23 protein-coding genes and 2 riboswitches are annotated in these 25,290 nt (G+C 73.0%); of the genes, 14 read left to right on the forward strand and 9 right to left on the reverse strand.

Annotation, left to right across the window (positions count from 1 at the left end; translation table 11 throughout):
• Position 1 precedes the first annotated feature (1 nt).
• The 3 genes from purL (at position 2) to cls (ending at position 4,435) form a co-directional block, all read left to right on the forward strand.
• Positions 2–2,299, forward strand: coding sequence for a phosphoribosylformylglycinamidine synthase subunit PurL (gene purL, locus RF644_RS01430; protein ID WP_368795060.1), 2,298 nt, complete (start codon positions 2–4; stop codon positions 2,297–2,299).
• A 92-nt stretch (positions 2,300–2,391) separates the two neighbouring features.
• Positions 2,392–2,910: a GNAT family N-acetyltransferase gene (locus RF644_RS01435; RefSeq protein WP_368795061.1), complete on the forward strand. Its 519-nt coding sequence runs from the start codon at positions 2,392–2,394 to the stop codon at positions 2,908–2,910.
• Positions 2,911–2,941: 31 nt separating this feature from the next.
• Entirely contained in the window at positions 2,942–4,435 is a 1,494-nt protein-coding gene (cls, locus tag RF644_RS01440; protein ID WP_368795062.1) for a cardiolipin synthase, read from the forward strand.
• A 16-nt stretch (positions 4,436–4,451) separates the two neighbouring features.
• Here cls and RF644_RS01445 read toward each other — a convergent pair whose 3' ends face one another.
• From RF644_RS01445 to RF644_RS01460, 4 genes are all read right to left on the reverse strand, one after another.
• A complete protein-coding gene (locus RF644_RS01445; protein ID WP_368795063.1) occupies positions 4,452–5,285 on the reverse strand; it encodes an anti-sigma factor in 834 nt (277 codons plus the stop codon).
• The gene (locus RF644_RS01450) at positions 5,269–5,832 is read right to left on the reverse strand and encodes an RNA polymerase sigma factor (RefSeq protein ID WP_368795064.1); all 564 of its coding nucleotides are present in this window, start codon (positions 5,830–5,832) and stop codon (positions 5,269–5,271) included. The genes RF644_RS01445 and RF644_RS01450 overlap by 17 nt, the downstream gene beginning before the upstream one ends.
• 129 nt (positions 5,833–5,961) lie before the next feature.
• Entirely contained in the window at positions 5,962–6,624 is a 663-nt protein-coding gene (locus RF644_RS01455; RefSeq protein ID WP_368795065.1) for a class F sortase, read from the reverse strand.
• 125 nt (positions 6,625–6,749) lie between these two features.
• On the reverse strand, positions 6,750–7,568 hold the full coding sequence (locus RF644_RS01460) for a DUF4397 domain-containing protein (RefSeq protein WP_368795066.1): 819 nt from the start codon (positions 7,566–7,568) through the stop codon (positions 6,750–6,752).
• Positions 7,569–7,803: 235 nt separating this feature from the next.
• Between RF644_RS01460 and RF644_RS01465 the strand changes: the two genes are divergently transcribed.
• Positions 7,804–8,550 carry an SDR family NAD(P)-dependent oxidoreductase gene (locus RF644_RS01465; protein ID WP_284563270.1) on the forward strand — a complete coding sequence of 249 codons (747 nt, stop codon included), beginning with the start codon at positions 7,804–7,806 and terminating at the stop codon, positions 8,548–8,550.
• A gap of 39 nt (positions 8,551–8,589) precedes the next feature.
• Here the strand turns inward: RF644_RS01465 and RF644_RS01470 are convergent, their stop codons facing one another.
• Positions 8,590–8,808, reverse strand: a complete 219-nt coding sequence (locus RF644_RS01470) for a hypothetical protein (RefSeq protein ID WP_017833866.1) — start codon at positions 8,806–8,808, stop codon at positions 8,590–8,592.
• Positions 8,809–8,968: 160 nt separating this feature from the next.
• Between RF644_RS01470 and RF644_RS01475 the strand changes: the two genes are divergently transcribed.
• Entirely contained in the window at positions 8,969–10,099 is a 1,131-nt protein-coding gene (locus tag RF644_RS01475; RefSeq protein WP_368795068.1) for a Vms1/Ankzf1 family peptidyl-tRNA hydrolase, read from the forward strand.
• A 93-nt stretch (positions 10,100–10,192) separates the two neighbouring features.
• Here the strand turns inward: RF644_RS01475 and RF644_RS01480 are convergent, their stop codons facing one another.
• From RF644_RS01480 to RF644_RS01490, 3 genes are all read right to left on the reverse strand, one after another.
• Positions 10,193–11,611 carry an LLM class flavin-dependent oxidoreductase gene (locus tag RF644_RS01480; RefSeq protein WP_368795069.1) on the reverse strand — a complete coding sequence of 473 codons (1,419 nt, stop codon included), beginning with the start codon at positions 11,609–11,611 and terminating at the stop codon, positions 10,193–10,195.
• Positions 11,612–11,689: 78 nt separating this feature from the next.
• A riboswitch (SAM riboswitch) is annotated at positions 11,690–11,804 on the reverse strand.
• Between the two features lie 142 nt (positions 11,805–11,946).
• Entirely contained in the window at positions 11,947–12,411 is a 465-nt protein-coding gene (locus tag RF644_RS01485) for a CoA-binding protein (RefSeq protein WP_368795070.1), read from the reverse strand.
• An 85-nt stretch (positions 12,412–12,496) separates the two neighbouring features.
• Complete coding sequence (locus RF644_RS01490; RefSeq protein ID WP_368795071.1) at positions 12,497–13,174, reverse strand: maleylpyruvate isomerase N-terminal domain-containing protein; 678 nt, start codon at positions 13,172–13,174, stop codon at positions 12,497–12,499.
• A gap of 107 nt (positions 13,175–13,281) precedes the next feature.
• Positions 13,282–13,386, forward strand: a riboswitch (SAM riboswitch).
• A gap of 5 nt (positions 13,387–13,391) precedes the next feature.
• Between RF644_RS01490 and RF644_RS01495 the strand changes: the two genes are divergently transcribed.
• From RF644_RS01495 to RF644_RS01525, 7 genes are all read left to right on the forward strand, one after another.
• Entirely contained in the window at positions 13,392–14,225 is an 834-nt protein-coding gene (locus tag RF644_RS01495) for an ABC transporter ATP-binding protein (protein WP_109221903.1), read from the forward strand.
• Between the two features lie 95 nt (positions 14,226–14,320).
• The gene (locus RF644_RS01500; RefSeq protein ID WP_017833860.1) at positions 14,321–15,364 is read left to right on the forward strand and encodes an aliphatic sulfonate ABC transporter substrate-binding protein; all 1,044 of its coding nucleotides are present in this window, start codon (positions 14,321–14,323) and stop codon (positions 15,362–15,364) included.
• Entirely contained in the window at positions 15,361–16,182 is an 822-nt protein-coding gene (locus tag RF644_RS01505) for an ABC transporter permease (protein WP_095649792.1), read from the forward strand. The genes RF644_RS01500 and RF644_RS01505 overlap by 4 nt, the downstream gene beginning before the upstream one ends.
• Positions 16,183–16,241: 59 nt before the next feature.
• The gene (locus RF644_RS01510; RefSeq protein WP_368795072.1) at positions 16,242–18,368 is read left to right on the forward strand and encodes an AMP-binding protein; all 2,127 of its coding nucleotides are present in this window, start codon (positions 16,242–16,244) and stop codon (positions 18,366–18,368) included.
• Between the two features lie 230 nt (positions 18,369–18,598).
• Positions 18,599–19,357, forward strand: coding sequence for a succinate dehydrogenase (locus RF644_RS01515; protein ID WP_368795073.1), 759 nt, complete (start codon positions 18,599–18,601; stop codon positions 19,355–19,357).
• Between the two features lie 79 nt (positions 19,358–19,436).
• Positions 19,437–20,159: a 2Fe-2S iron-sulfur cluster-binding protein gene (locus RF644_RS01520; RefSeq protein WP_017833855.1), complete on the forward strand. Its 723-nt coding sequence runs from the start codon at positions 19,437–19,439 to the stop codon at positions 20,157–20,159.
• A 79-nt stretch (positions 20,160–20,238) separates the two neighbouring features.
• On the forward strand, positions 20,239–21,858 hold the full coding sequence (locus RF644_RS01525; protein ID WP_109268521.1) for an SLC13 family permease: 1,620 nt from the start codon (positions 20,239–20,241) through the stop codon (positions 21,856–21,858).
• A gap of 69 nt (positions 21,859–21,927) precedes the next feature.
• Here the strand turns inward: RF644_RS01525 and RF644_RS01530 are convergent, their stop codons facing one another.
• The gene (locus RF644_RS01530; protein ID WP_017833128.1) at positions 21,928–22,995 is read right to left on the reverse strand and encodes a tartrate dehydrogenase; all 1,068 of its coding nucleotides are present in this window, start codon (positions 22,993–22,995) and stop codon (positions 21,928–21,930) included.
• 333 nt (positions 22,996–23,328) lie between these two features.
• Between RF644_RS01530 and RF644_RS01535 the strand changes: the two genes are divergently transcribed.
• Together RF644_RS01535 and RF644_RS01540 are read left to right on the forward strand one after the other, a co-directional pair.
• Positions 23,329–24,762 (forward strand): O-acetylhomoserine aminocarboxypropyltransferase/cysteine synthase family protein, encoded by a 1,434-nt coding sequence (locus RF644_RS01535; protein ID WP_368795074.1) that lies wholly within the window; start codon positions 23,329–23,331, stop codon positions 24,760–24,762.
• Positions 24,759–25,253, forward strand: a complete 495-nt coding sequence (locus RF644_RS01540; protein ID WP_095649797.1) for a CoA-binding protein — start codon at positions 24,759–24,761, stop codon at positions 25,251–25,253. Before RF644_RS01535 ends, RF644_RS01540 begins: the two co-directional genes overlap by 4 nt.
• The last annotated feature ends 37 nt before the right edge of the window (positions 25,254–25,290 follow it).

A 25,290-nucleotide genomic window follows, 5' to 3' on the forward strand; every position in this document is an offset into this window, starting at 1 on the left:
CATGAGCGACAAGCACTTCAACCTGGACACCGTCGAGCACGCGACGGCCACCCCCGACACCGAGCTGCCCTGGGCCGAGCTGGGCCTCAAGGACAACGAGTTCGAGGAGATCAAGAAGATCCTCGGCCGCCGGCCCACCGCCGCGGAGCTCGCCATGTACTCGGTGATGTGGTCCGAGCACTGCTCCTACAAGTCCTCCAAGGTCCACCTGCGCCAGTTCGGCGAGAAGGTCACCGAGGAGATGAAGAAGGACCTGCTGGTGGGCATCGGCGAGAACGCCGGCGTCACCGACCTCGGGGACGGCTGGGCCGTGACCTTCAAGATCGAGTCCCACAACCACCCGTCCTACGTGGAGCCCTACCAGGGCGCCGCCACGGGCGTCGGCGGGATCGTGCGCGACATCATCTCGATGGGCGCCCGGCCCGTGGCCGTCATGGACCCGCTGCGCTTCGGGGCGATCGACCACCCGGACACCGCGCGCGTGGTGCACGGCGTGGTGGCGGGCGTGGGCGGCTACGGCAACTCCCTGGGCCTGCCCAACGTGGGCGGGGAGGTCGTCTTCGACTCCTGCTACCAGGGCAACCCGCTCGTCAACGCGCTCGCCGTGGGCGTGATGCGCCACGAGGACATCCGCCTCGCCAACGCCTCCGGCGTGGGCAACAGGGTGGTGCTGTTCGGCGCCCGCACCGGCGGCGACGGCATCGGGGGCGCCTCCGTGCTCGCCTCGGAGTCCTTCGACGACGCCAAGCCGTCCAAGCGGCCGGCCGTCCAGGTCGGCGACCCGTTCGCGGAGAAGGTGCTCATCGAGTGCTGCCTCGAGCTGTTCAAGGGCTCCCTCGTGGAGGGGATCCAGGACCTGGGGGCCGCGGGCATCTCGTGCGCCACCTCGGAGCTGGCCTCCAACGGGGAGGGCGGCATGCACGTGGACCTGACCCAGGTGCTCCTGCGCGACCCCACCCTGACCCCGGGCGAGATCCTCATGTCGGAGTCCCAGGAGCGCATGATGGCGGTCGTGACACCCGAGAAGGTCGCCGCCTTCGAGGCCGTGATGGACAAGTGGGACGTCGAGCACTCCTGGATCGGCGAGGTCACCGGCACCGGCCGGCTCGTGATCGAGTGGGACGACGAGGTCATCGTCGACGTCGACCCCCGCACCGTCGCCCACGAGGGCCCCGTCTACGACCGGCCCTACACCCGTCCCGCGGACCAGGACCGGCTCCAGGCCGACCGCTTCGCCGGCTCCCCGGCCGACGCCGGGCGGCCCTCGGGCGCGGAGCTCAAGCACGCCGTCCTCGAGCTCATGGCCTCCCCGAACCTCTGCGCCAAGGACTGGGTCACCGACCAGTACGACCGCTACGTGCAGGGCAACACCGCCATGGCGATGCCCGACGACGCCGGGGTGGTCCGCGTGGACGAGGAGACCGGCCTCGGCGTGGCCCTGTCCACCGACTGCAACGGCCGCTACGCCTACCTGGACCCGTACGCCGGCGCGCAGCTGGCCCTGGCCGAGGCCTACCGCAACGTGGCCACCGCCGGCGCCCGCCCCGCGGCCGTCTCCGACTGCCTGAACTTCGGCTCGCCCGAGGACCCGGAGACCATGTGGCAGTTCGCCGAGGCCGTGCGCGGGCTCGCCGACGGCTGCCGGCAGCTGGGGGTGCCCGTGACGGGCGGCAACGTGTCCCTCTACAACCAGACCGGCGGCGTGGCCATCCACCCGACGCCCGTGGTGGCGATGCTGGGCGTGCTCGACGACGTGCGGCGGCGCACGCCGTCGGGCTGGCGCGAGGACGGCCAGGCGATCTACCTGCTCGGGACCACCCGGGACGAGCTGGACGGCTCCGAGTGGGCGAACCTGCGCGGGCACCTCGGCGGGCTCCCCCCGGCCGTGGACCTCGCCCAGGAGAAGCTGCTCGGCGACCTGCTGATCAACATGTCCCGCGACGGCATGATCGACGCCGCGCACGACGTCGCCGAGGGCGGCCTCGCGGCGACCCTCGCCGAGATGGCGCTGCGCTTCTACACCGGTGCGCGCATCGGGCTGGGCGAGGTGTGCGAGCGCGACGGCGTGGACCTGTTCACCATGCTCTTCTCGGAGACCCAGGGGCGGGCTGTGGTGGCCGTGCCGCGCAGCGAGGAAGTACGGTTCAAGGACATGTGCACCATGCGCGCCTATCCGCACACGCGGATCGGCGTGGTGGACACCGAGAACCGCGCGCTGGACGTGCAGAGCGAGTTCGGCATCGGCCTGGACGAGCTCCGCACCGCGCACGAGGGCACGCTGCCGAAGTACTTCGGCTGATCCGCCGGGGGCGGATCCCCGCCCCCGGCACCCCGCTCCTCGGAGCCACCCGTCCACCCTCGGCACCCGGACCCGCAGAAAGCAGCACCAGCATGACTGAGGACCTCGAGGCCCAGCGCCCCGCACCCGTCCTGGAGACGGAACGGCTCCTGCTCCGCCCCTTCACCGCCGAGGAGCTCGACGCCGTGGCGGCCGGCGAGCACGGCGCCCACTTCGCCCGCGGCTTCCCGACCGCCGAGGACATGGACTTCGCCCGCGAGTCCCTCATGGCCGGGGGCTACTTCTTCACGGAGTCCGTGTACGCGCGGATGGCCGTCGTGGAGAAGTCGACCGGCGAGATCGTCGGCACGGCCGGCTTCGTGGGCCCCCCGATCGACGACGAGCTCGAGATCGTGGGCTCCCTCGCCGCGGACCGCCGGAACCTGGGCTACGCGCAGGAGGGCATCACCGCGCTGCTCGGCGTCGCGTTCGCGGACCCCGCGGTCACCGGGGTGCGCGCCAGCGTGCCCGGGGACAACGCGCCGGCCGCGCAGGTGCTCGTCGCCGCGGGCTTCGTCCATAGAGAGACCCCCGGCCCGGAGACCGACTACGTCCTGCCGCGCCCCGCGTAGACCGCGCGGCGCCGGAACCTAGACTGGCGAGGTGATCCCGGCCCTGTTCCCCTTCAGCGGCATCCCCGCGCACCTCCTCCCGGAGACCGCGACGATCGTCGTGCTGGTGCTGGGGCTGCTCATCAACCTGGTGGCCCTGGGCTGGATCCCGCACAACCGGCGGCCCTCCGTGGCCCTGGCCTGGCTGCTCGCGATCTTCCTGCTGCCCTACGTGGGGATCCTGCTGTTCCTGGCCATCGGCTCCGCCAAGCTGCCGAAGAAGCGGATGGCGATGCAGGCGAAGATGAACGACGTCATCCGCGAGAACACCCCGGACCTCCACATCCTGGGCAACACGGACGAGGAGCTGCCCGAGTGGGTGGCCTCCACCGCGGCCCTGAACTACAAGCTCGGCGCCCTGCCCATGGTCGGCGGCAACTCCTTCGGGATCCTCACCGACAACCACGAGGCGATGCGGATCATGGCGGACGCCGTGGACCGGGCCCGGGACTACGTCCACTTCGAGTTCTACATCGTGGCCATCGACGACGCCTCCCGTCCCCTCCTGGAGTCCCTGGTGCGCGCCCACCGGCGGGGGGTGCGGGTGCGGGTGCTCATCGACCACCTCGGCTCCGTGGGCTACCCGGGGTACCGGGGGATGATCAAGCGCTTCGACGAGGCCGGGCTGCCCTGGCAGCGCATGCTGCCCGTCCGGCCGTGGAAGGGCGAGTGGCAGCGGCCCGACCTACGCAACCACCGCAAGATCCTCGTGGTCGACGGCTCCCTGGCCTACACCGGGTCGCAGAACATCATCCACCGCTCCTACAACAAGCGCCGGAACCGCCGGAAGGGCCTCGAGTGGAAGGACCTGATGCTCGAGTGCACCGGTCCCGTGGTCGCCGAGCTCAACGCCCTGTTCACGAGCGACTGGTACTCCGAGACCGGCGACCTCCTGCTCGACGAGGCCGCCCGCGACCTCCCGGACACCCAGGGGCCGGTCTTCGCCCAGGTCGTGCCCTCCGGCCCCGGGTTTGAGACGGAGAACAACCTGCGCCTGTTCAACCACCTGATCTACAACGCCAACGAGCAGATCGTCATCGCCAGCCCGTACTTCGTCCCGGACGAGTCGCTGATGCACGCGCTGACCACCGAGGCGCAGTCCGGGGTGGACGTGCGGCTGTTCGTGGGCGAGACCTCGGACCACTTCCTGGCCTACCACGCCCAGAACTCCTACTACCAGGAGCTCGTCGAGGCCGGCGTGAAGATCTACCGGTACCGCTCCCCCACCGTGCTGCACGCCAAATTCGTGCTCGTGGACGACTACGTCTCCGTGATCGGCTCGTCCAACATGGACGAGCGCTCGTTCGCCCTGGACCTGGAGGTCTCCGTGCTCATCGCGGACCGGGACTTCCGGCGGCGGATGGACGCGGTGGTCGCCGAGTTCCTCGAGGCCAGCACCCTGCTGGACTTCGACGCGTGGAACCGTCGGCCGCTGTGGCACAAGTACGCCGACAACGTGGCCCGGCTGACCTCGGCCCTGCTCTGAGGGGCCGAGCCCGCGCTCAGACCTCCAGGACGCCGCGCACGATCGAGTCCCCCGAGTGCGTCGGATCGCCGTCGATCGGCTCGTTCGAGACGTCCACGACCGGGAACTCGCCGACGTCCAGGTTCTCGGGCAGCACGAACACCGCCTCGTCCCCGGCCATCACGCCGAGGCTGACCATCCGCTGCGCGTCGGGGGCGAGCAGCCAGACCTCCTTGAACCCGTCCACGTCGGCGGGGTCGGTCCGCACCACCAGCTGACGGGTCCCGTCCGGGCGCTCGTCCACCTCCGCCGAGCCGCGGGCGGTGTAGCCGGCGAGGGGCTCGAGCTCCGCCGTGGCCAGCACCGTGGGGTCCGGCTCCAGGCCCAGGCGCTGCGCGCCCCAGACCGAGACGCCGCCCACGACCAGCGCCGCGGCGGCCGCGGCGGCGGCCAGGGGGTACGGCACCCCGCGCCGGGGCCTGCGCCGGCGGGCGTCGAGGTCGACGACGGTCGCCCCGCCGCGCCCTGCGCCGTCGTCGCCCCGCGGGCCGGCCGCGGAGCCCGTGGGGTCGGCGGCGATGCCGGCGCTGTCCTCGGCGGCGGTGTCGCCGCGGGCGCCGTCCCGGGCGCCGGCGAGCGGATCCGCCGCGACCTCGTCGGAGAGGCCCAGCTCGGCGTGGATCGCGGCCCAGACGCCCGGGCCGGGCGCCGTCACGGCGGGCGCCTCGGCCCGGCCGGCGTGCACGACGCGCTGCAGGGACGCGAGCTCGGCCGCGCAGTCCGGGCAGGAGGCGGCGTGCTCCCGGCTCTGGGGGTCGAGGGCCTCACCCAGAGCCAGGAGCGTCAGCGACTCCTCACTCAGGTGTGCCATGACCGTCTCCCAATCGTGTTCGTAGGTTCGTGAGGCCGCGCCTCAGATGACTCTTGACCGTGCCGAGGGGCAGGTCCAGGTGCTGTGCGATCTGCTGGTGCGTGAGCTCCTCGTAGAACGCCAGCGCCATGATCGTCGACTTCGGGGGCCCGAGCCGCTCGACCTCCGCCCGCACCACGAGCCGGTCCACCAGCAGGTCCGACTCCTCGTGCCGCGGCTCCCGGTCGGTGCGCACCGCGTCCGCCTGGCGCCGCTCCGCCTCGCGGCCGGCGGTCCTCGCGGCGTCGGCGATGCAGTTGCGCGCGATCCCGATGAGCCAGGCGGGGGCCGAGGAGTGCTCGGGGCGGTAGCCGGACCGGTACTTCCACGCCCGGATGAAGACCTCCTGCACCACGTCGTCGGCGCCCGCGTCGTCGCGCAGCGCCCGGAGGGCGAGACCCCGGATGACCCCGGCGCAGTGCCGGTACGCGGCACTCAGCGCCTGCTCGTCCCCCGCGGCGAACGCGGCGTCGAGCTCGGGTCCCCATTCCGGGGGCGGCGTCGGCATCGTGGAAGGGCTCCTCGTGGGGCGGAGGTCGTGGTCGCGGGCGGCCGGGCGGTGCCCGGGCGCACGAGTCGTGCCCAGCCTAGTGGACACCGGCCATCCGGTCATGCGCCTCTCGCCTCCCTCCGCCGCTCAGGGCACCGGGACCGCCCGCAGCACCACGTTGTCCTCGTAGTCCCCGATCTCCTCGAGCCACTCCCCGCCGCACGTCACGAGGTGGAGCACCGGCTCGCCGGTCCGGCGGAACAGGTCCGCCTCCGCGAGGGACTTCTTGTGCACGTGCTGGACGGACTCGGTGCGGTAGCGCTGGACGCTCCCGTCCGCGCGCTCCACGCGGACCTCCGCCCCGACCGGCACGTCCTTGAGCTGCGCCATCGGTGTGACCTCGGTGAGGGTGTCGACGTGGCCGGCGACGACCGCGGCGCCCTCGTCCGCCCCGGGGGACGGACCGTACCGGTACCAGCCCAGCTCCACATGGTTGTCCGGGATGGTCATGGCCCCGTTGTCCTCGACCCCCACCGGGACCACCGGCATGTCGATCGGGGAACCGTCCACGACCACCCGCACGGGGGCGGGGACCTTCTCGGCGGGCGCCTGGGTGGCGGGAGCGACCGGGATCTCCGCGGGTGCCGCGGCGGACTGCGCCGGGGCCTCCGCGGAGACCGGACGGTCGAGGCCGGCAAGTGCCGGCACCGTCTCCTCGCCCTGGTACGGCCCCGCCGCCAGGGAGTTCGCGGGCGGCGCGGCCCCGCTCTCCGGGAGAGCGGTGACGGCCGCTGCCGCGAGCAGGGACACCGAGGCGACCGCCCCGGCACCCACCGCCGCCAGACGACGACGACGGGTGCCGGGAGTTGTCGGTCCGGGCGCGCGGTGGGCCGCAGCCTGCCGCGCACCCGGACCGTGCCTGTCAGGACCGCTCACTACCGGCGGTTCCCCGCGAGCACCCGGCGGGCACCGTACGCCGCGCCGATCAGCCCGAGCGCACCGGCGGCCGCGAGGCCGGCGGTCAGCATCGTGCGCTGCTCCTGGGCCGCGAGGCCGGACTGGCCGCCCGGCACGGCCTCGGGCGCCTGCTCCATGCCCTCCAGGGTCTGGACGGCGAGGTCCAGGTTCCCGGCCTCGAGGGAGCCCCACGCGTACACGATGTTGTGGGTGCCCTCGGCGAGCTCGAGATCGGCGGGGCCGATGACCGGGTCGGTGGTGCCCGCGGCGGCCACGGACGCCGAGACCGTGCCGGCGTCGACCGGAAGGGTCTCCTCGTTCGGGTTCTCGAGCCCGGTGATGATCGCCTGGTCGCCCGCGAGGACGTCCACGGCCGGGGCCGCGGCCACGTGCCGGACGGTCAGGTGCGACTTCCCGGCCTCGATCTCGGACATGTCGTTGGTGAACAGGGCGGCCGTGGGGCTGCCCTCGGCGTCGAGGTGGGCCGCGGCCGTGTAGCTCATCCCGGTCTGCAGGTCGGCGGTGACGGGACCGATGATCGGCTCCGAGGCGTCGGCGGCGTCGGGGGCCGTGATGGCCAGGTCGTAGCTGCCGGCGGGCAGCTCCAGCGGGCCGGCCAGGGTGCCCGGCTCGAAGTCGTCGAGGGTGAGCTCGCCGTTGACGTAGACGTCCACGACGGTGTCGGGGACGCCGTGGAGCACGGAGAGCTCGGCGTGCTCGGCGGCGAACGCCGGGCTCATGCTGAGGGCACCGGCACCGAGACCGAGGACTGCTGCGGCGGAAAGGGTCTTGCGCATGGTAACTGCTCCTTGAACGGGCTCCCTGGCGGAAGCGGAATCGACCTTGCACCCGTACTACCGCCGTGGACCCCTCCGTGGATGCAGCAGGTCACATTTTTTCCGGGAAGTTTTTCCGGGCCCGTTCCGCACCACAATGAAGAGGGCGGCGCCGTGGCCCGCGCGGCCCGCGGGAGCCGCCGTCCGGGCACCCGCCCGGGCACCCCTCGCACCGCTCGCATCCCCAGGAGGAACCGTGGACACCCATCGCTTCACCGGCAGGACCGCCGTGGTCACCGGGGCGGGCTCGGGCATCGGGCGCGCCACCGCGCTGCGCCTGGCCGGCGAGGGAGCCACGGTGGTGGTGGTCGACCTGTCGGCCCGGCGGCTGGAGGCCCTGGTGGCGGGCGCGCCGCGCCTGCCACTCTTCCCCGTGCTCGCGGACCTCACGGACGAGGGGGCGGTGGGCCGCGTCCTGGCGGCGACCGAGGGGCGGCTCGACGTGCTGGTCAACAACGCCGGGATCATGGACCGCTTCGAGTCCGTCGCCGAGGTGGACGACGCGACGTGGGACCGGGTCTTCGCCGTGAACGTCGGCTCCGTCATGCGGCTGACCCGCGCGGCGATCCCGCTGCTCCGGGCCTCCGGACGGGGCGCGATCGTCAACGTGGCCTCCGAGGCGGCCCTGCGCGGCTCCGCCGCGGGCGCCGCCTACACCGCCTCCAAGCACGCCGTGGCCGGGCTGACGAAGAGCACCGCCCTCATGCACGCCGCGGACGGCATCCGCACCAACGCGGTCGCCCCCGGCGCCACGGCCACGGGCATCGAGGCGCCCATGGTCTCGGACCTCTTCCCCGGGCGGATGGCGGGGTTCATGCAGAACATCCCCTACACGGCCACGGCCGAGCAGGTCGCCGCCGTCATCGCCTTCCTCGCGAGCGACGACGCCTCCAACGTCAACGGCGTGATCATGCCCTCGGACGGCGGCTGGTCCGCGGTGTGACGCACCGCGCGGGGTCCGTGCCCCCGCGCGGTGCGCGGCTCACTCCTCCTCGAGCGTGGAGACCTCCTGCGGCTCGTCGAGGACGACCTCCTGGTCCTGCTCCACGAGGTCGTCGGGGTTCGCCTCGAGGGAGGACGCCTCCGAGCGGTCGGGCGCGTGCACCGGAGCCTCCTCGTCCTGGTCGTCGAGATCCTGCTGATCGGCGTCGATCGACTGCTCGAGCCGGTCGGCCTCGTCGTACTCGGGTACGTCGCTCATGGCTGCCTCCTGCGTCGTGGGACCTGCGGGACCACCGGCCGTGGGGCCGGTCGTGTGCCTCCGACCCTACTCGTCGGGTCGTCTGTTCCCAGCCCCCTGGTGGTCGGATAACGTGGTCTGCACCACAGGAAGCACCGCTCAACAGCAGGAGTTGTCGATCATGACGAGCCGATTCCACCGCTACGCCGAACTGTTCAAGAGCAAGGGCCCCTGGTGCACCGTGTACACGGACATCAGCACCGGCACCGTCGACTCGCTGCACGCCATCGACGTGCTTCCGGAGAACATCTGCCGAGAGCTGGAGCGCCAGGGCGCGAGCAAGGCCGACCTCGCCGCGGTGGAGGCCGCCGTGCGCCCGGCCGAGGGCGTGCCGGACCCGGTGTGCCGGTACCTGCTGGTGCGCGGAGGCACCGTGGAGATCGACGAGGTCCTCCCCGGTCCCCGGGCCGGCCGCGGTGTCCTCCAGGTGGAGGACGTCCCCGATCTCACGCCCCTGTTCCGGCACCGCCCGGACGACTTCCCGTACGTGGTCGCCGAGGTGGGCCGGGACGGCGGCGAGATCTGCCTCCAGCACGCCAGCCGCGTCCGGGCCGCGGACGAGCAGCAGATCGAGGGCGAGACCGAGCACCTGAAGAAGTTCCCCGGGGGCGGCTGGTCGCAGGGACGCTGGCAGCGGCACACGGAGGACGTGTGGCGGCGCAACACCGAGCAGGTGGCCGAGCAGATCGACAAGGTCGTGGCCGAGAGCGGGGCGCAGCTCGTCGTCCTGGCCGGGGACCTGCGGGCCCGGGGCCTGGTCGAGGAGCAGCTGTCCAAGGCGACCCGGGCGATGCTGAGCGTCGTCGACGCCAACACCCGGGCGGAGGGAAGCAAGTCCGCCGACTTCGACCACCAGGTCGAGGAGCGCGTGGCGGAGGTCGTGGCGCACCGCCAGCAGGCGCTGCTCGAGCGGCTCGCCGAGCAGCAGGGACGCGCGGACCCCACCGCCGTCTCGGGGATGGCGCCCGTGGTCTCGGCCCTGCAGCAGGCCCAGGCGGAGACGCTGCTGCTCGACGACACCCACCTGGACACGGAGCAGCAGCTCATCGCCCTGGACGCCGAGCCGTGGATCGCCCTGGAGGAGTCGGAGGCCGTGGGCGCCGGCGTGCTGGGCCGGGTCTCCGCCGACGCCGCGCTGGTGCGCGCCGCGGTGCTGACCGACGGCCGACCCGTCTTCGTGCCGCCGGGGGCGCTGCCCCACGGCACGGACGTCGCGGCCCTGCTGCGCTGGAGCGCCGCACCGGCGTCCTGACCCGGCGCGGACGAGGGGCCCCCGCACGCGGGGGCCCCTCGTCCGCGCCCTGCCCCGCGCTCCCGGCGGAGCCGCGGGGTCAGGGGACGGGGTTCAGAGGGCCAGCTGGCGGGCGGGGGTGTCCGCGGCGGAGGGCCTGCCCGCGTAGGCGCCCCGGAACGCGGCGGCGGGGTGGGTGCCGAGCACCTTGGTCTGCCCCTTGCCGTAGAGGTTCTCGCGCAGCGTGGTGCCCTCGTACCCGGTGCGGTAGCGGCCGCGCTTCTGCAGCTCCGGCACGACCCACTCCACGAAGTCCTCGAACGAGCCCGGGGACACGTGGTAGGCGAGGTTGATGCCGTCCAGCCCGCCCTCGTCGATCCACCGCTCGAGCTCGTCGGCCACGGTCTGCGGGGACCCCACGATCGGCACGCCCATGCCGCCCATCGAGATGTGCTTGGCGACCTCCTTGATCGTCCACTTCTTGTGCGGGTCGGCCGTGGTGAAGGGGGTCAGGAAGGACTGGATCGAGTCGGTCTTGATGTACTCCAGGACGTCGTTCTCGTCGTAGCGGCCCAGGTCCAGCCCGGACCAGCCGCCCACGAGGCCCAGCGCGCCGTCGGTGTCCGCGTACCGCTCGTAGTCGCGGCGCTTCTGCTCGGCCTTCGCGTCGGTCTCGTCGACGATCACGTGCAGCATGGCGAAGATCTTGAGGTCGTCCCGGTTCCGGCCGCTGGCCTCCGCCTCGTCGCGCAGCTTGTCGGTCACCACCCGGGTCAGGTCCGGGCGGATGCCGCCCACGAACACCGCCTCCGCGTGGCGGCCGGCGAACGCCCGCCCGCGGGAGGAGGCCCCGGCCTGGAAGATCAGCGGCGTGCGCTGCGGGGACGGCTCGGTCAGCCCGATGCCGGGGACGTCGAAGTACCTGCCGTGGTGCTGGATGGGGTGGACGAGCGCCGGGTCGGCGAAGACCCCGTTGACCCGGTCGCGCCGGACCGCGCCGTCCTCCCAGGAGCCCTCCCAGAGCTTGTAGCAGACCTCCATGAACTCCTCGGCGATCTCGTAGCGCTCGTCGTGGGAGATCTGCTCCGTCAGCCCGTGGTTCTCGGCGGCGGACTTCAGGTAGGACGTCACCACGTTGAAGCCCATCCGGCCCTTCGTGAGGTGGTCGAGGGTCGCGAACTTCCGGGCGAGCGGGTACGGCTGCTCGTAGGTGATCGCGCTCGTCACGCCGAAGCCGAGGTGCTTCGTCACGGCCGCCATCGCGGAGATCTGCATGAAGGGGTCGTTGACCGGGATCTGGGTGGCGTCCCGGATCACCGGGGCCGCGGAGTTCTGGTAGACGTCGTAGTACCCGACGACGTCCGCGAGGAACAGCGCGTCGAAGAGCCCCTTCTCCAGGACCTGGGCGACGTCCGTCCAGTACTCGATCGTGTTGTACTCGTCCGCCCGGGAGCGGGGGTGCTTCCACAGACCGGGGGCCTGGTGGCCCACGCAGGTCATGTCGAAGGCGTTCAGGGCGATGCGCTTGCTCATGGGGTGTTCCTCCCGGGTCGATGCCGACCCGCGCCCGTGCGTCGTGGAGACCTGCCCGCGGGTCCGACGCACTGGTGGGCGCCGTACTTGCCGCGGAGCACGTGCACCGCGGCCCGATGTTCATCTGGGGCACCCCGCTACGGGAGAGGGTTGCCGCCCGACCAGCCAGAGCTTCGTGTCGGGACTCGTCATCGTCGTCGGGGGACAGCTTAGCGGGTGGCCCCTGACCGGGTGCAACCCCCGTGCGGTCCCGCCGCACGGGGACCGTCCCGGCCGGCGGCGGGACGGTGCCGATCCGGTACGGGCGGCTCCGCCGGGTCGCTCAGCCGGGTCGTTCAGCCGGGCGGGGCGAGCGGCGGGGTCCGGCCCGGGTCCAGGGTCCAGCCCCGCCGGAGCAGGGACCGGAGCTCGATCAGGGGGCAGGTGTCCATGACCACGTCGAGGCCGGCCCGCTCCGCCCGGGCGGCGGCGGCCTCGTCCACGACGCCCAGCTGCAGCCACACCGCGGCGGCGCCCACGGCGATGGCCTGGTCCACCACCGCGCCGACGCGGCGGGAGTTCACGAAGCAGTCCACCACGTCGATCGGCCCCGGGACCTCGGCGAGCGTGCGACGGCCGGGCTCGCCGTGCACCGGCTCGCCCTTCGGGTTGACCGGGACGATCGTCATGCCGAGGTCGTCCCGGATCCGCTTCGCCACCGAGTGCGCCGGACGGGCCGTGTTGCCGGTCAGCCCCACCACGGCCCACCGGCCGGGCCGGGTCATGAGGCGGTCGATGACGGCGGGGTCGTTGCGGCTCATGCCCCCAGCCTGGCACGGAACCCGTTCCCCCTCCTTCTTCCTCCGCGAGATTGCACGTGTCGGCGACCTCGCGGAGGGGGGAAGGTCAGGAGAAGAGCGGCAGGAGGTCCGCGTGCGCGCCCAGCTCCGCACGCTCCTGGGCGGTCAGCTCCGCCCGGCCGGTGCCCACGCGGGCGAAGTGCTCGTCGCTCCAGTGCTCGAGCGGTTCCCGCTCCCACAGGTCGGTGAGGACCCGGCGGACCTCGGCGAGCCCGTCCACGGCGGGACCCGGGGAGCCGTCCAGGTGCTGGATCAGGTCCAGGTGGTGCACCGTGGCCTCCACCGCGAGGGTGCTCAGCAGGTCCTCGACGCGCAGCACATGCCCCTGGGTGCGGACCGCGCCGTCGCCGCAGTGCTGCGCCGCGTGCACGAGCGCCCGGGTGGTCTCGCGGTGGAGGGCGCGCACCGGCTCCCAGTCCAGGACCATGGACGCGGCCACGCGGGTGTGGCGCCGGGCCTCGGCGGCCTCCGCGGGATCGCCGCCCCAGTCGGTCCAGTAGGTCGCGGCGTCCCGGTCGGGGCGGGCGGTGGTGGGCGTGTGCAGGGCGACCAGCCCCCGCAGGGCGTCCATCGCGCAGTGGTGGGTGAGGTCCCGGACCGACCACCCCGGGCAGCCCGTGGCGGCCCAGGAGTCGTCGTCGCCGAGCCCGTCGAGGACCGCGCCGAACGCCGTGCAGGCGTCGCGCACCAGGTCCGCCCGGGCCGGGCTTCTGCGGCTCGTCATGGGTCCATGGTGGGGCACGGAGGGCTCCCATGCCAGGGATGTGTCGCGATCACCACGGATGCGACGGATTTGCCAGGAAACACGCCGAGGACGTTCAATTGGTGGTGTAACCATCCGGAGCGGCTGAGAGACCTGGCTCGTCGACGTCGCAGCAACCGGCACGGATCCGTCTGATCCTCCGTGCGAGGTGCTAATGCCAGGACCGATGGAGTTGATCATGAGCACTTCCCTGCTGGGCTCTGCGCCGGCCACCGCACCGGGCACCGCGAAGCGCGCCTTCTCCGTGGCCTTCGAGCACGTCGGCAAGGCCTTCCCGTCCGGCCGCGAGACCCACCACGTCCTGCAGGACGTCGACGTCACGGCCCGGCCCGGCGAGGTCCTGGCGGTCCTGGGGCCCTCGGGGTGCGGCAAGTCCACGCTCCTCCGGGCCGCGGCGGGGCTCGACACCGCCTCGGCCGGACGGGTGCTCATCGACGGCACCCCCGTGTCCGGCATCGACCCGCGCTGCGCGGTCGCCTTCCAGGAGCCCCGCCTGCTGCCGTGGCGCTCGGTGCGCGAGAACGTCCGCCTGGGCCTGCCCCGCGGAATCCCCCGGGACGAGGGGGACGCCGTGATCGACGACCTGCTGCGCCTGGTGGGGCTCACCGCGCACGCCGGCCATCGTCCCCGCGCGATCTCCGGCGGCATGGCCCAGCGCGCGTCCCTGGCCCGGGCCCTGGCCCGCAATCCCGGGGTCCTGCTGCTCGACGAGCCCTTCGGCGCGCTCGACGCCCTGACCCGCCTGAAGATGCAGGACCTGCTGCTCACGATCCACGCGGCCCAGCCCACCACCGTCCTGCTCGTCACCCACGACGTCGACGAGGCGCTGCAGCTCGCGGACCGGATCGTGGTCCTGGGCCGGACCGGGCCCACCGCCCCCGCCTCGATCAGCACCATCCTCGCCGTGCCCGGCGAACGCCCCCGGGACCGGGCCTCCGAGGTCCTCGCCGAGCTGCGCGTGCAGCTCCTCGGCCACCTCGGCGTCGACACCCACCACCCCGCGACCCGCTGACGCGGCCCGCCCCCACCCCGACTCCCCGCCCCGGACCAGCGGCGGCACCCGCCTGCGCCGCCCGGCACCGTCCGTCCACCACGAAAGGCTCCGCCATGCCCCTGCCCCAGCGCTCCGTCCGCACCGTCCCCGCACTCGCCGCCGTCCTGGCCCTCGGCCTGACCGGGTGCATGGCCGGCGAGGGCTCCGGTGAGCCGCCCGCGGAGGCCGCCGGGGACGGCACCGTCCGCGTGGACTGGGCCACCTACAACCCGCTCTCCGTGGTGATCAAGGAGAAGGGCTGGCTCGAGACCGCGTTCGCCGAGGAGGGCATCGAGGTGGAGTGGGTGCAGTCCGCCGGGTCGAACAAGGCCAACGAGGCGCTGCGTGCGGAGGCGGTGGACATCGGCTCCACCGCGGGCTCCGCGGCGCTGCTGGCCCGCAGCAACGGCACCCCGATCCGGGTGATCGATCTCTACTCGCAGCCGGAGTGGTCCGCCCTGGTCACCACCGCCGGCAGCGAGGTGCAGGAGGTCGCGGACCTCGAGGGCCGCACCGTGGCCGCGACCAAGGGCACCGACCCGTACTTCTTCCTGCTCCAGGCCCTCGACGAGGCCGGGGTGGACGCCGGGGACGTCACGATCCAGAACCTGCAGCACGCCGACGGCCGCGCTGCCCTGGAGAACGGCCAGGTGGACGCCTGGTCCGGGCTCGACCCGATCATGGCCGCCGCGGAGGAGAACGGCGCGGAGCTGTTCTACCGCAACGTCGACTTCAACACCTACGGCTTCCTCAACGCCCACGAGAGCTTCCTCGAGGAGCAGCCCGAGGCCGCCCAGACCGTGGTGGACGTCTACGCCTACGCCCGGCAGTGGGCGCAGGAGAACACGGAGGAGACCGCGCAGCTGCTCGCCGAGGCGGCCGGGATCGAGCTGTCCGTGGCCGAGAAGGTGCTCGAGCGCACCAACCTGGACATCGACCACGTGCCGGGCGACGAGCAGCTGGCGGTCCTCGAGAAGGTCGGGCCGATCTTCGTGGAGTCCGACGACGTGGCCGGCCAGGAGCAGATCGACGAGGCGCTCGGGAGCATCGTGGAGAGCTCCTACGCCGAGAACGCCGACGCCTCCCGCGCGGCCGAGCTGGTCGGGGCCGGGCAGTGACGCAGCCCCTGGCCCCCGCCGAGGAGGCGCAGCGTCTCGAGGACGCCCCCGCCGCGGCCCCCCGGCGGCGGCCGCTGCTGCGCACCGGGCTGGGCCTGCTGCTGCCCGCCGCGCTGCTGGTCCTGTGGCACGTGCTGTCCACCGCCGGGGTCTTCAGCGCCGTGCAGCTGCCGGCCCCGCTCGCGGTGCTCGAGGCCGGGATCGGCCTGCTGGCCGGCGGGGACCTGTGGACCCACGTGGGCATCTCGACCCAGCGCGTGCTGATCGGCTTCCTGATCGGCGCCGGGCTCGGCCTCGTGGCCGGGTCCTTCATCGGCCTCTCCCGCTGGGGCTCCACGCTGGTGGGCCCCACGATCGGGGCGTTCCGCGCGGTGCCGTCCCTGGCGTGGGTGCCGCTGCTGCTGCTGTGGATCGGTCTCGGCGAGGACTCCAAGGTCACGCTGGTGGCCATCGGCGCGTTCTTCCCGGTCTACACCACGGTGTCCGCGGCCCTGCAGCACGTGGACCGCAATCTCATCGAGGCGGCGCGGGCGTTCGGGCTGCACGGGCTGCGCCTGCTCACCACGGTGCAGCTGCCGGCCGTCATGCCGTCGGTCATCTCGGGGCTGCGCCTGGCCCTGGCCCAGGCGTGGCTGTTCCTCGTGGCCGCCGAGCTGCTGGGCGCCTCCATGGGCCTGGGCTGGCTGCTCACCGACTCGCAGAACAACGGCCGCACCGACCGCCTGCTCCTCGCCATCGTGCTGCTCGCGGTGCTCGGCAAGGCGACGGACGCGCTGCTGGGGGTCTTCGAGAAGTGGGCCGCCAAGAAATGGGCCTGACACGTGCGCCTGGCACAGTGGAACCGTCGTCCGTGCCGGCCGGAAAGGACAGCAGCACCGTGAGCTTCAGCTGGAGCGACCCCTCCTCCCCCACCCCCAATCCCGCCCTGGTCTCGGACGAGGCCCGGATCGCCTTCTGGGAGGCGCAGGCGTCGCGCCTCGACTGGGCGCGGCCGTGGACCACCGCGCACCGCTTCGAGGCCCCGCGGCGGCTCGGGACGGACGAGCAGGGCGGCCCCACCTGGTCGGTCCCGGAGATCGCGTGGTTCGAGGGCGGCAGGCTCAACGTGGCCCACAACTGCGTGGACCGCCACGTCGAGGCCGGCCGCGGCGCCCACGTGGCCCTGTACTTCGAGGGCGAGCCCGGGGACCGGCTGGTCTACACCTACGCCGACCTGCAGCGGGAGGTCTCCCGCGCCGCCAACGCCCTGCTCGCCCTGGGCGTGGAGCAGGGCGACCGGGTGGTGATCTACCTCCCCGTCATCCCGGAGACCGTCATCATCACGCTGGCCTGCGCCCGCATCGGCGCGGTGCACTCCCTGGTCTTCGGCGGGTTCTCCGCCGAGGCGCTGCGCTTCCGCGTCGAGGACACCGGCGCCAAGGTCCTCGTGACCACGGACGGGCAGCACCGGCGCGGCGCCGTGGTGCCCGTGAAGGCCGTGGCCGACGAGGCCTGCAGCGGTGACAACGCGGTCGAGCACGTCGTCGTCGTGCGCCGCACCTCCCGGCCCGGGCGCACGGACCTGCCGCGGGGCACCCGGGGAACGCACTCCAAGGAGGAGGACGCGGTCCCGTGGACGCGCGGGCGGGACGTGTGGTGGCACGAGCTGGTCGCCGAGCAGTCCGACGTGCACGTGCCCGAGGCGTTCGACGCCGAGACGCCGCTGTTCATCATCTACACCTCCGGGACCACCGGACGGCCCAAGGGCCTGGTGCACACGATGGGCGGCTACCTCGTGCAGACCGCCTACACCCACGCGCTGCTGTTCGACCTGCTACCGGACGTGCTCGACGACGAGGGCCGGCTCCGCCCGGACGAGCTGGCCACCGTCAACGACCCCGCGAAGGTGGACTCGACCGTCCACTGGTGCACTGCGGACCTCGCGTGGGTCACCGCGCACACCTACGAGATCTACGGGCCGCTGGTCAACGGCGTGTCCGAGGTGATCTACGAGGGCACCCCGAACACCCCGCACTGGGGCCGGCACTTCGAGGTGATCGAGCGCTACGGGGTCACCGCCTACTACACGGCGCCCACGCTGATCCGCTCCCTGATGGGCGCGTTCCCCAAGGGCGTCCCGCCGCTCTACAACCTCAACTCGATCCGGCTGCTCGGCTCCGTGGGCGAGTCGATCAACCCCGAGGCCTGGCGCTGGCTGCGCGCGCAGCTGGGCAGGGACGAGGTGCCGTTTGTGGACACGTGGTGGCAGTCCGAGACCGGCGCCACCGTGATGTCCCCAAGGCCGCACGACCCCCAGTTCGCGCCCCCGGGGACGTTCGACGACGGAGCCCCGCGCACCGCGCTCAAGCCCGGCTGCGCGACCCGGGCGGTCCCGGGGATCTCCACCCGCGTGGTCGACGAGGCCGGGGAGACGGTCCCGCCCGGGGTGCAGGGCTTCGTGGTGGTGGACCGGACCGGTCCCTCGATGGCCCGCACCGTGTGGGGCGACCCGCAGCGCTACCTCTCCTCCTACTGGCAGGCCTACGCCGAGCAGGGCTGGTTCCTGGCCGGGGACGGCGCCCGCTACGACGAGGAGGGCGACATCTACATCCTGGGGCGGGTCGACGACGTCATCAACGTCTCCGGGCACCGGCTGTCCACCATCGAGATCGAGTCGGCGCTCGTCACCCACCCGTGGGTGGTGGAGGCCGGCGCGGCGCCGGTGCGCGACGAGCTGACCGGGCACGCGGTGCTCGCCTACGTGGTGCTGACCCCCGAGGCCGGCCGGGTCCCGGCGGAGGAGCTGACCGCTGCCCTGCGCGAGCACGTGGCGCACGAGATCGGGCCGATCGCCAAGCCGCGGGCGGTCGTGGCGGTCCCCGACCTGCCGAAGACCCGGTCCGGGAAGATCACCCGGCGGCTGCTCGCGCAGCTGTGGGAGGGCGCCCCCCTCGGCGACCGGTCCTCGCTGCAGAACGAGGAGTCCCTCGAGCGCATCGCCGACGTCCTGGCCGCACGGCGCTAGCCCCCGCCGCGAGGGGTCGCTTCCGGCGCTCCTCCGGCCGCGGGGGGTCGCTTTCGGTCGGAATGAGCTGCTCGCACCGGCGGAAAACGACCCCTCGCGCCGGGGCGGAGGCCGGCGCAGGGGGTCGGCGGAGGCGGGAAACGACCCCTCGGCGCGGCTCCGTGACGGTCCGCGACCCTCTCCGCAAGGACGTTGAGACTTGTGACGCCTCAGCCCGCACCGCCCCTAGGATGAATGCCGTGAACGACTCCCCCCGCCCCGCAGGCACGGCCCGCTCCGCGCCGGACGGGCTGCTGCCCGCCCTGCCGAACACCGACCTCAAGCTCGCGATGGCCGCCTCCGGCGCCCTGTTCTCGGGCTACGTGCTGGTGCACATGCTGGGGAACCTGAAGGTCTACCAGGGCGCGGAGAAGTTCGACGCCTACGCCGAGCTCCTCCGCACGGCGGGCGCCCCCGTGCTGCCGCGCGGCACGGTGCTCTGGGCGGCCCGCGGCGTGCTCGCCACCGGCCTCGTGGTCCACACGGGCGCCGCCGCGGTGCTCACCGCGCGGTCCTGGGCGGCGAACGGGACGCTGCTGCCGCGCACCGGCCGGCGCCCGCGGGGCCGTCGTCGCTCCCCGTGGACGGTGGCGAAGCGCTCGATGCGCAGCACGGGCGGCGTGCTGGGGCTGTTCACCCTCTTCCACGTGCTCGACCTGACCCTGGGCGCCCGGCCCGCCGCGGCCCGGGGGTTCGAGCACGGCAGCGCCCACGCCAACCTCGTGGCCAGCCTCTCCCGCCCGCCGGTGGCCGCCGCCTACGCTCTGTCCATGGCGGCGCTGGCCGCCCACCTGGTGCACGGCATCCCGGAGATCGCCAATGACGTGGGCGTGGGCGGTGACCGGCGCTTCCAGCGGCGGCTGCGGATCGCCGCGAACGCGTTCGGCGCCGCGGTGGCCGCCGGCAACACCACGATCCCGGTGGCCGTGCTGACCCGCGCGGTGCGCTGAGCCCCGTGGCTACCCTCCCCCGTCTGCGGGACGACCTCCTGCAGGACGGCCTTCTTCGAGACGACAAGGACCCGAGCGAGTGAGCACCTTCTCCCTGACCGTGGACGTGTGGCGCCAGCCCTCCCCGGAGGAGCCCGGGGACTTCACGGCCTACGACGTCCCGGACGCGAGCCCGGACATGACCGTGCTCGAGCTGCTCGACCGGATCAACGCGCAGCTGGAGGCCGCCGGCGAGGACCCGGTGGTCTTCGACGACGGGTGCCGCGAAGGGGTCTGCGGCAAGTGCGGGGTGACGGTCGACGGCGTGGCGCACGGCCCCGAGCGCAACGCCGCGAGCTGCATGCAGCACCTGGGGGCCTACCGGGACGGGGACCGCGTGCGCATCGAGCCGCTGCGGGCGGCGTCCTTCCCGGTCAAGCGGGACCTCTCCGTGGACAAGAAGGCGCTGCGCCTCGTGGCCAAGGCGGGCAAGTTCCCGGTGGCGATGAAGGCCCTGGCCAACGGCGGCTGCATCAGCTGCGGGGCGTGCGTGGCGTCCTGCCCCAACGGGTCCGGCCAGCTGTTCGTGGGCACGATGCTGCGGGAGCTGCCGCCGCTGGCCAAGGACGACGCCGAGCGCCGGGAGCGTTCCGCCCGGGTGATCGACGCCTCCGAGGAGCAGTTCGGGCCCTGCTCCCTGCTCGGCGACTGCGTGGAGGTCTGCCCGGCCGGGCTGCCGATCGAGAACCTCTCCGCGGTGGCGCAGGAGAACCTGCGCAACCGTTTCCCGCGCCGGAGCAGGGACGCCCCGGACCCCGGATGACCCGGCGCGGCGCGCCTTGCCGCCCGGTGACGTGACTGCTACCTTTCGGGCACGCCCCCGAGACCATGAGGTGGATCACATGAGCGAGCGCCCCGGAAAGATCGTCCCCGAGCAGGGCGAGTTCGACTACGAGCCCGACGACCGTGAACCTGCCCGCCCGGCGGCGAAGACCTGGCTCTTCCGCGGCCTCGGCCTGCTGCTGGCCTTCCTGGTCTGGTTCCTGCTCGGCGGCGCGGACGTCTCGGCCGACGCCCGGGTGGTGGGTGCGGTCGCCACGCTGATGGCGGTCTGGTGGATGACCGAGGCGGTGCCGCTGTCCATCACCTCGCTGCTGCCCATCGTGCTCTTCCCGGTGCTCACGGCGCTCACCGTGGCCGAGACGACCGCACCCTACGCCAACCCGATCGTGTTCCTGTTCCTCGGCGGCTTCCTCATCGCGATCGCCATGCAGAAGTGGAACCTGCACCGCCGGATCGCGCTGCTGACCCTGCGCCGGGTCGGGACCCACCCGCGGCAGATCATCCTCGGCCTGATGATCTCCACGGCCTTCCTCTCCATGTGGGTCTCCAACACCGCGACCACGCTGATGATGCTGCCGATCGGGCTGTCCGTGCTGACCCTGGTGGTCGAGAACAGCCGCAACGCCGGCACCCGGGCCGAGACCGAGGCCATGGGCGAGGACATCCGCGGCGGCAAGGCCATCAGCGACGTCATCGACGACCGCGACGTGCGCCTGTTCGGCGTGGCCCTGGTTCTGGCGATCGCCTGGGCCGCCACCATCGGCGGCCTCGGCACCCTGCTGGGGTCCCCGCCCAACGCCATCGTGGCCGGCTACATCAGCGACGAGCTGGACCGGACCGTGGGCTTCGCGCAGTGGATGATGCTCGGCGTGCCGATCGTGGTGGTCTTCATCGGTCTCGCCTGGCTGCTCATCACCCGCGTCATCTTCCGCTTCAACCTGGCGGAGGTGCCCGGCGGCAAGGAGCTGATCAACGAGGAGATCGCCGCCCTGGGGCCCATGAGCAAGGGCGAGAAGACCGTGCTGGCCGTGTTCGTCATCGCCGCGTTCTTCTGGATCGTCCCGGGGCTGCTGTCCGGCATCGGCACCATCGGCGAGCAGCTGCCCTGGCTGGACCTCTTCGACGACACGGTGGTCGCCATCGGCGCCGGCGTGCTGCTCTTCCTGCTCCCCGGGGACAAGCAGGGCAACATGACCCTGGAGTGGAAGGACGCCGAGGAGGGCCTCCCGTGGGGCGTGCTCCTGCTCTTCGGCGGCGGTCTGTCGCTGGCCGCCGCCGTGGCCGGCACGGGCCTGGACGCCTGGTTCGGCGCGCAGGTCTCCGGGCTCGGCGCGCTGCCGATCGTCCTGCTGCTCGCGGCGGTGGTCACGATCGTCCTGCTCCTGACCGAGATCACGTCCAACACCGCCACGGCGGCCACCTTCATCCCGATCCTGGGCGGCGTCGCCGTCGGCATCGGGGTGGACCCCATGACGCTGCTCATCCCGGCCGCGCTGGCGGCCACGTGCGCGTTCATGCTCCCCGTGGGCACCCCGCCCAACGCCATCGTCTTCGCCACCGGCCAGGTCAAGATCGCCGAGATGGTGCGCGGCGGCATCGTCCTCAACATCGTGGGCGTCATCCTGATCACGATCTTCACCGTGCTCATCGGGCCCTTCGCCCTGGGCCTGGTGATCTAGCCCGTCCTCGTCCCGGCACAGGGGGGCCCGTGGGTGTCCACGGGCCCCCTGGTCGTGCCACCTCCTGCGTCAGGGGGCGTCGGTGCACCGGGCCAGCACGGCCTGCGTGAACTGCTCCGTGCTCGCCGTCCCGCCGAGGTCCCCGGTCAGGGTGCCGCCGGCCATGGTCTGCTCGAAGGCGGACTCCAGGTGCCGGGCCGCCCCGGTCTCCCCGAGGTGGTCCAGCATCATGGCGGCCGCCCACATCGTGCCCACGGGGTTGGCGATGCCCTGTCCGGCGATGTCGGGGGCGGAGCCGTGCACCGGCTCGAACATGGACGGGTGGGTCTTCTCCGGGTTCAGGTTGGCGCTGGGGGCGACACCGATCGAGCCGGCCGCCCCGGCGGCGAGGTCGGAGAGGATGTCGCCGAAGAGGTTGGAGGCGACGATCACGTCGACGCTCCGCGGCTTGAGGACCATCCGGGCGGCCAGCGCGTCGATGAGGACCTTCTCGACCGTCACGCCCGGGTACTCGGCGACCGTGGCCTCCACGACCTCGTCCCAGAACGGCATGGTGTGGATGATGCCGTTGGACTTCGTGGCCGAGACCAGCCGGCCCGTGCGGCGCTGGGCCAGCTCGGCGGCGTAGCGGGCGATCCGGGTGACGCCGGCGCGGGTGAACACGGACTCCTGGACGGCCATCTCCTCGGGCCGGCCGCGGTAGAGCCGGCCGCCGACCTCGGAGTACTCGCCCTCGATGTTCTCGCGGACGACGACGAGGTCCAGCTCGTCGAGCCCGCGCAGGGGCGAGGTCACGCCCGGGAGGATCCGGATCGGCCGGAGGTTGACGTACTGGTGGAACTCGCGGCGGATGGGGATCAGCAGGCCCCACAGGGTGACGTCGTCGGGGATGTCCGGGGCGCCCACCGCCCCGAGCAGGACGCCGTCGCCGGAGGCGAGCTGCTCGATGCCGTCGACGGGCATCATCCGGGAGTGGGCCCGGTAGTGGTCGGAGCCCCACCCCCGTTCGCGCCAGTCGACGGTGAAGCCGTGCGCCTGCGCCAGCGCGTCGACGCAGCGCAGCGCGGACGGCATGACCTCCTGGCCGATGCCGTCGCCGGCGATCACGTCGATGGTGTAGTGCCGTGTCCTCGTCACCTGGTCCTCCGCAGCGTCGTGGGCGCGGGAAAGGCGGGCGCCTTCCGCGCATGGCGCAGATCATAGCGCCCCGGCCGGCCCGCCCCGTGTGCGGGGCGGGCCGGCCCGGGCCCGCGGTTGGCGCGGGGCGGCCCCGGGCAGCACAATGGGAGGCAACCATCCCGAGCGGCCGAGGGGCCTGGACCGACGACGCCGCAGCAACCGTGGTCGACGTCGCAGACCGCACGGTGCTACCGCCAGGACCGATGGGGCACCGTACCCCCGGCACCCCCGCCGGGACCCTCCTGACGCCCGGGACCGTCCAGCGGCACCACTCGCACGAGGAGCTTCCCCATGGCCGACCACCAGTTCGGGTTCCGCACCCGCGCCCTGCACGCCGGGGGCACCCCCGACGCCGAGCACGGCGCCCGCGCGGTCCCGATCTACCAGACCACCTCGTTCGTCTTCAAGGACGCCGACGACGCCGCCAACCTGTTCGCCCTGCAGAAGTACGGCAACATATACTCCCGCATCGGCAACCCGACCGTCGCGGCGTTCGAGGAGCGCATCGCGTCCCTCGAGGGCGGCATCGGCGCCGTGGCCACCGCCTCCGGCATGTCCGCCGAGTTCCTCGTGTTCGCCGCGCTCGCCCAGGCCGGGGACCACATCGTGGCCTCCGCCCAGCTCTACGGGGGCACGGTCACCCAGCTGGACGTCACCCTGCGCCGCTTCGGGATCGAGACCACGTTCGTCCCCGGCACCGACCCCGCCGACTACCGGGCGGCGGTGCGCCCGGGCACCAAGGCCGTCTACACGGAGGTCGTGGCCAACCCCTCCGGCGATGTCGCGGACCTGGAGGGCCTGGCGGCGGTCGCGCACGAGGCCGGCGTGCCGCTGGTCGTCGACTCGACCATGACCCCGCCGTACCTGGTCCGCCCGATCGAGCACGGGGCGGACATCGTCATCCACTCGGCCACCAAGTTCCTGGGCGGGCACGGCACCACGCTGGGCGGCGTCGTCGTCGAGTCCGGCCGCTTCGACTGGGCGAACGGCAACTTCCCGTCCATGACGGAGCCGGTGCCCACGTACAACGACGTCACCTGGTGGGGGAACTTCGGGGAGTACGGATTCCTGACCCGGCTGCGCACCGAGCAGCTGCGGGACATCGGCCCCGCCCTGGCGCCCCAGTCCGCCTGGAACCTGCTCCAGGGCGTGGAGACGCTGCCGCAGCGCATGGACGCGCACCTGGCCAACGCGCGGGCCGTCGCGCGGTGGCTGGAGGAGGACCCCCGGGTCTCCTACGTCAACTGGGCCGGGCTGCCGAGCCACCCCCACCACGAGCGGGCCCGGCGGTACCTGCCCCTCGGCCCGGGCTCCGTGTTCGCGTTCGGGGTCTCCCCCACGGACCGGCTCGGAGGGCGGGAGGTCGGCGCGCGCTTCATCGAGAACCTGCAGCTGGCCAGCCACCTCGCCAACATCGGCGACGCCCGCACCCTCGTCCTGCACCCGGCCTCCACCACGCACCAGCAGCTGAGCGCCGAGCAGCTGGTCGGCGCGGGGGTGCGGGAGGACCTCATCCGCCTGTCGGTGGGCCTCGAGGACGTCGAGGACATCCTCTGGGACCTCGACCAGGCCCTCACGGCGGCCACCGGCCTGCCCCGAGAGACACCCGGCCGCACGGCCGGCGCCCCGGCCGGTGCCCCGGCCGGTGCCACCGCCGACGACACCGCCGACGCCGCTGCTGCTGCCGACGCCGCCGACGTCACGACCGAAGGAGCGCTCCGATGACCGCCGAGACCCGCACGTGGACGGGGCCGAGCGCGCCCGAGCGGCTGAGCATCCTGCACGGCACCGAGTCGATCGCCGTCGTGGGCGCGTCCGACAAGCCGTCCCGCGCCTCCTACTTCGTCTCGACCTACCTGCTGTCCTCCTCGCCGTACCGGGTGTACTTCGTCAACCCGGCGCTGCGGGAGATCATGGGCCGGCCCGTCTACCCGTCCCTCGCGGACCTGCCGGAGACGCCCGATGTCGTCGACGCGTTCCGGCGCCACGACGACCTCCCCGGCGTGGCCCGCGAGGCCGTGGCCGTCGGGGCGAGGACCCTGTGGCTGCAGCTGGGGTCCTGGCACGAGGAGGCCGCCCGGATCGCCGAGGAGGGCGGGCTCTCCGTGGTCATGGACCGCTGCCTGAAGATCGAGCACGCCCGCTTCCACGGCGGGCTCCACCTGGCCGGCTTCAACACCGGGGTCATCTCGTCGAAGCGCCAGGTCCTGTCCTGAACGCGGAACGGCTCCGTGCGCCCCGGGGCGCACGGAG

This window comes from Kocuria sp. CPCC 205258, from assembly GCF_040981005.1.
Classification (GTDB): Bacteria; Actinomycetota; Actinomycetes; order Actinomycetales; family Micrococcaceae; genus Kocuria; species Kocuria rosea.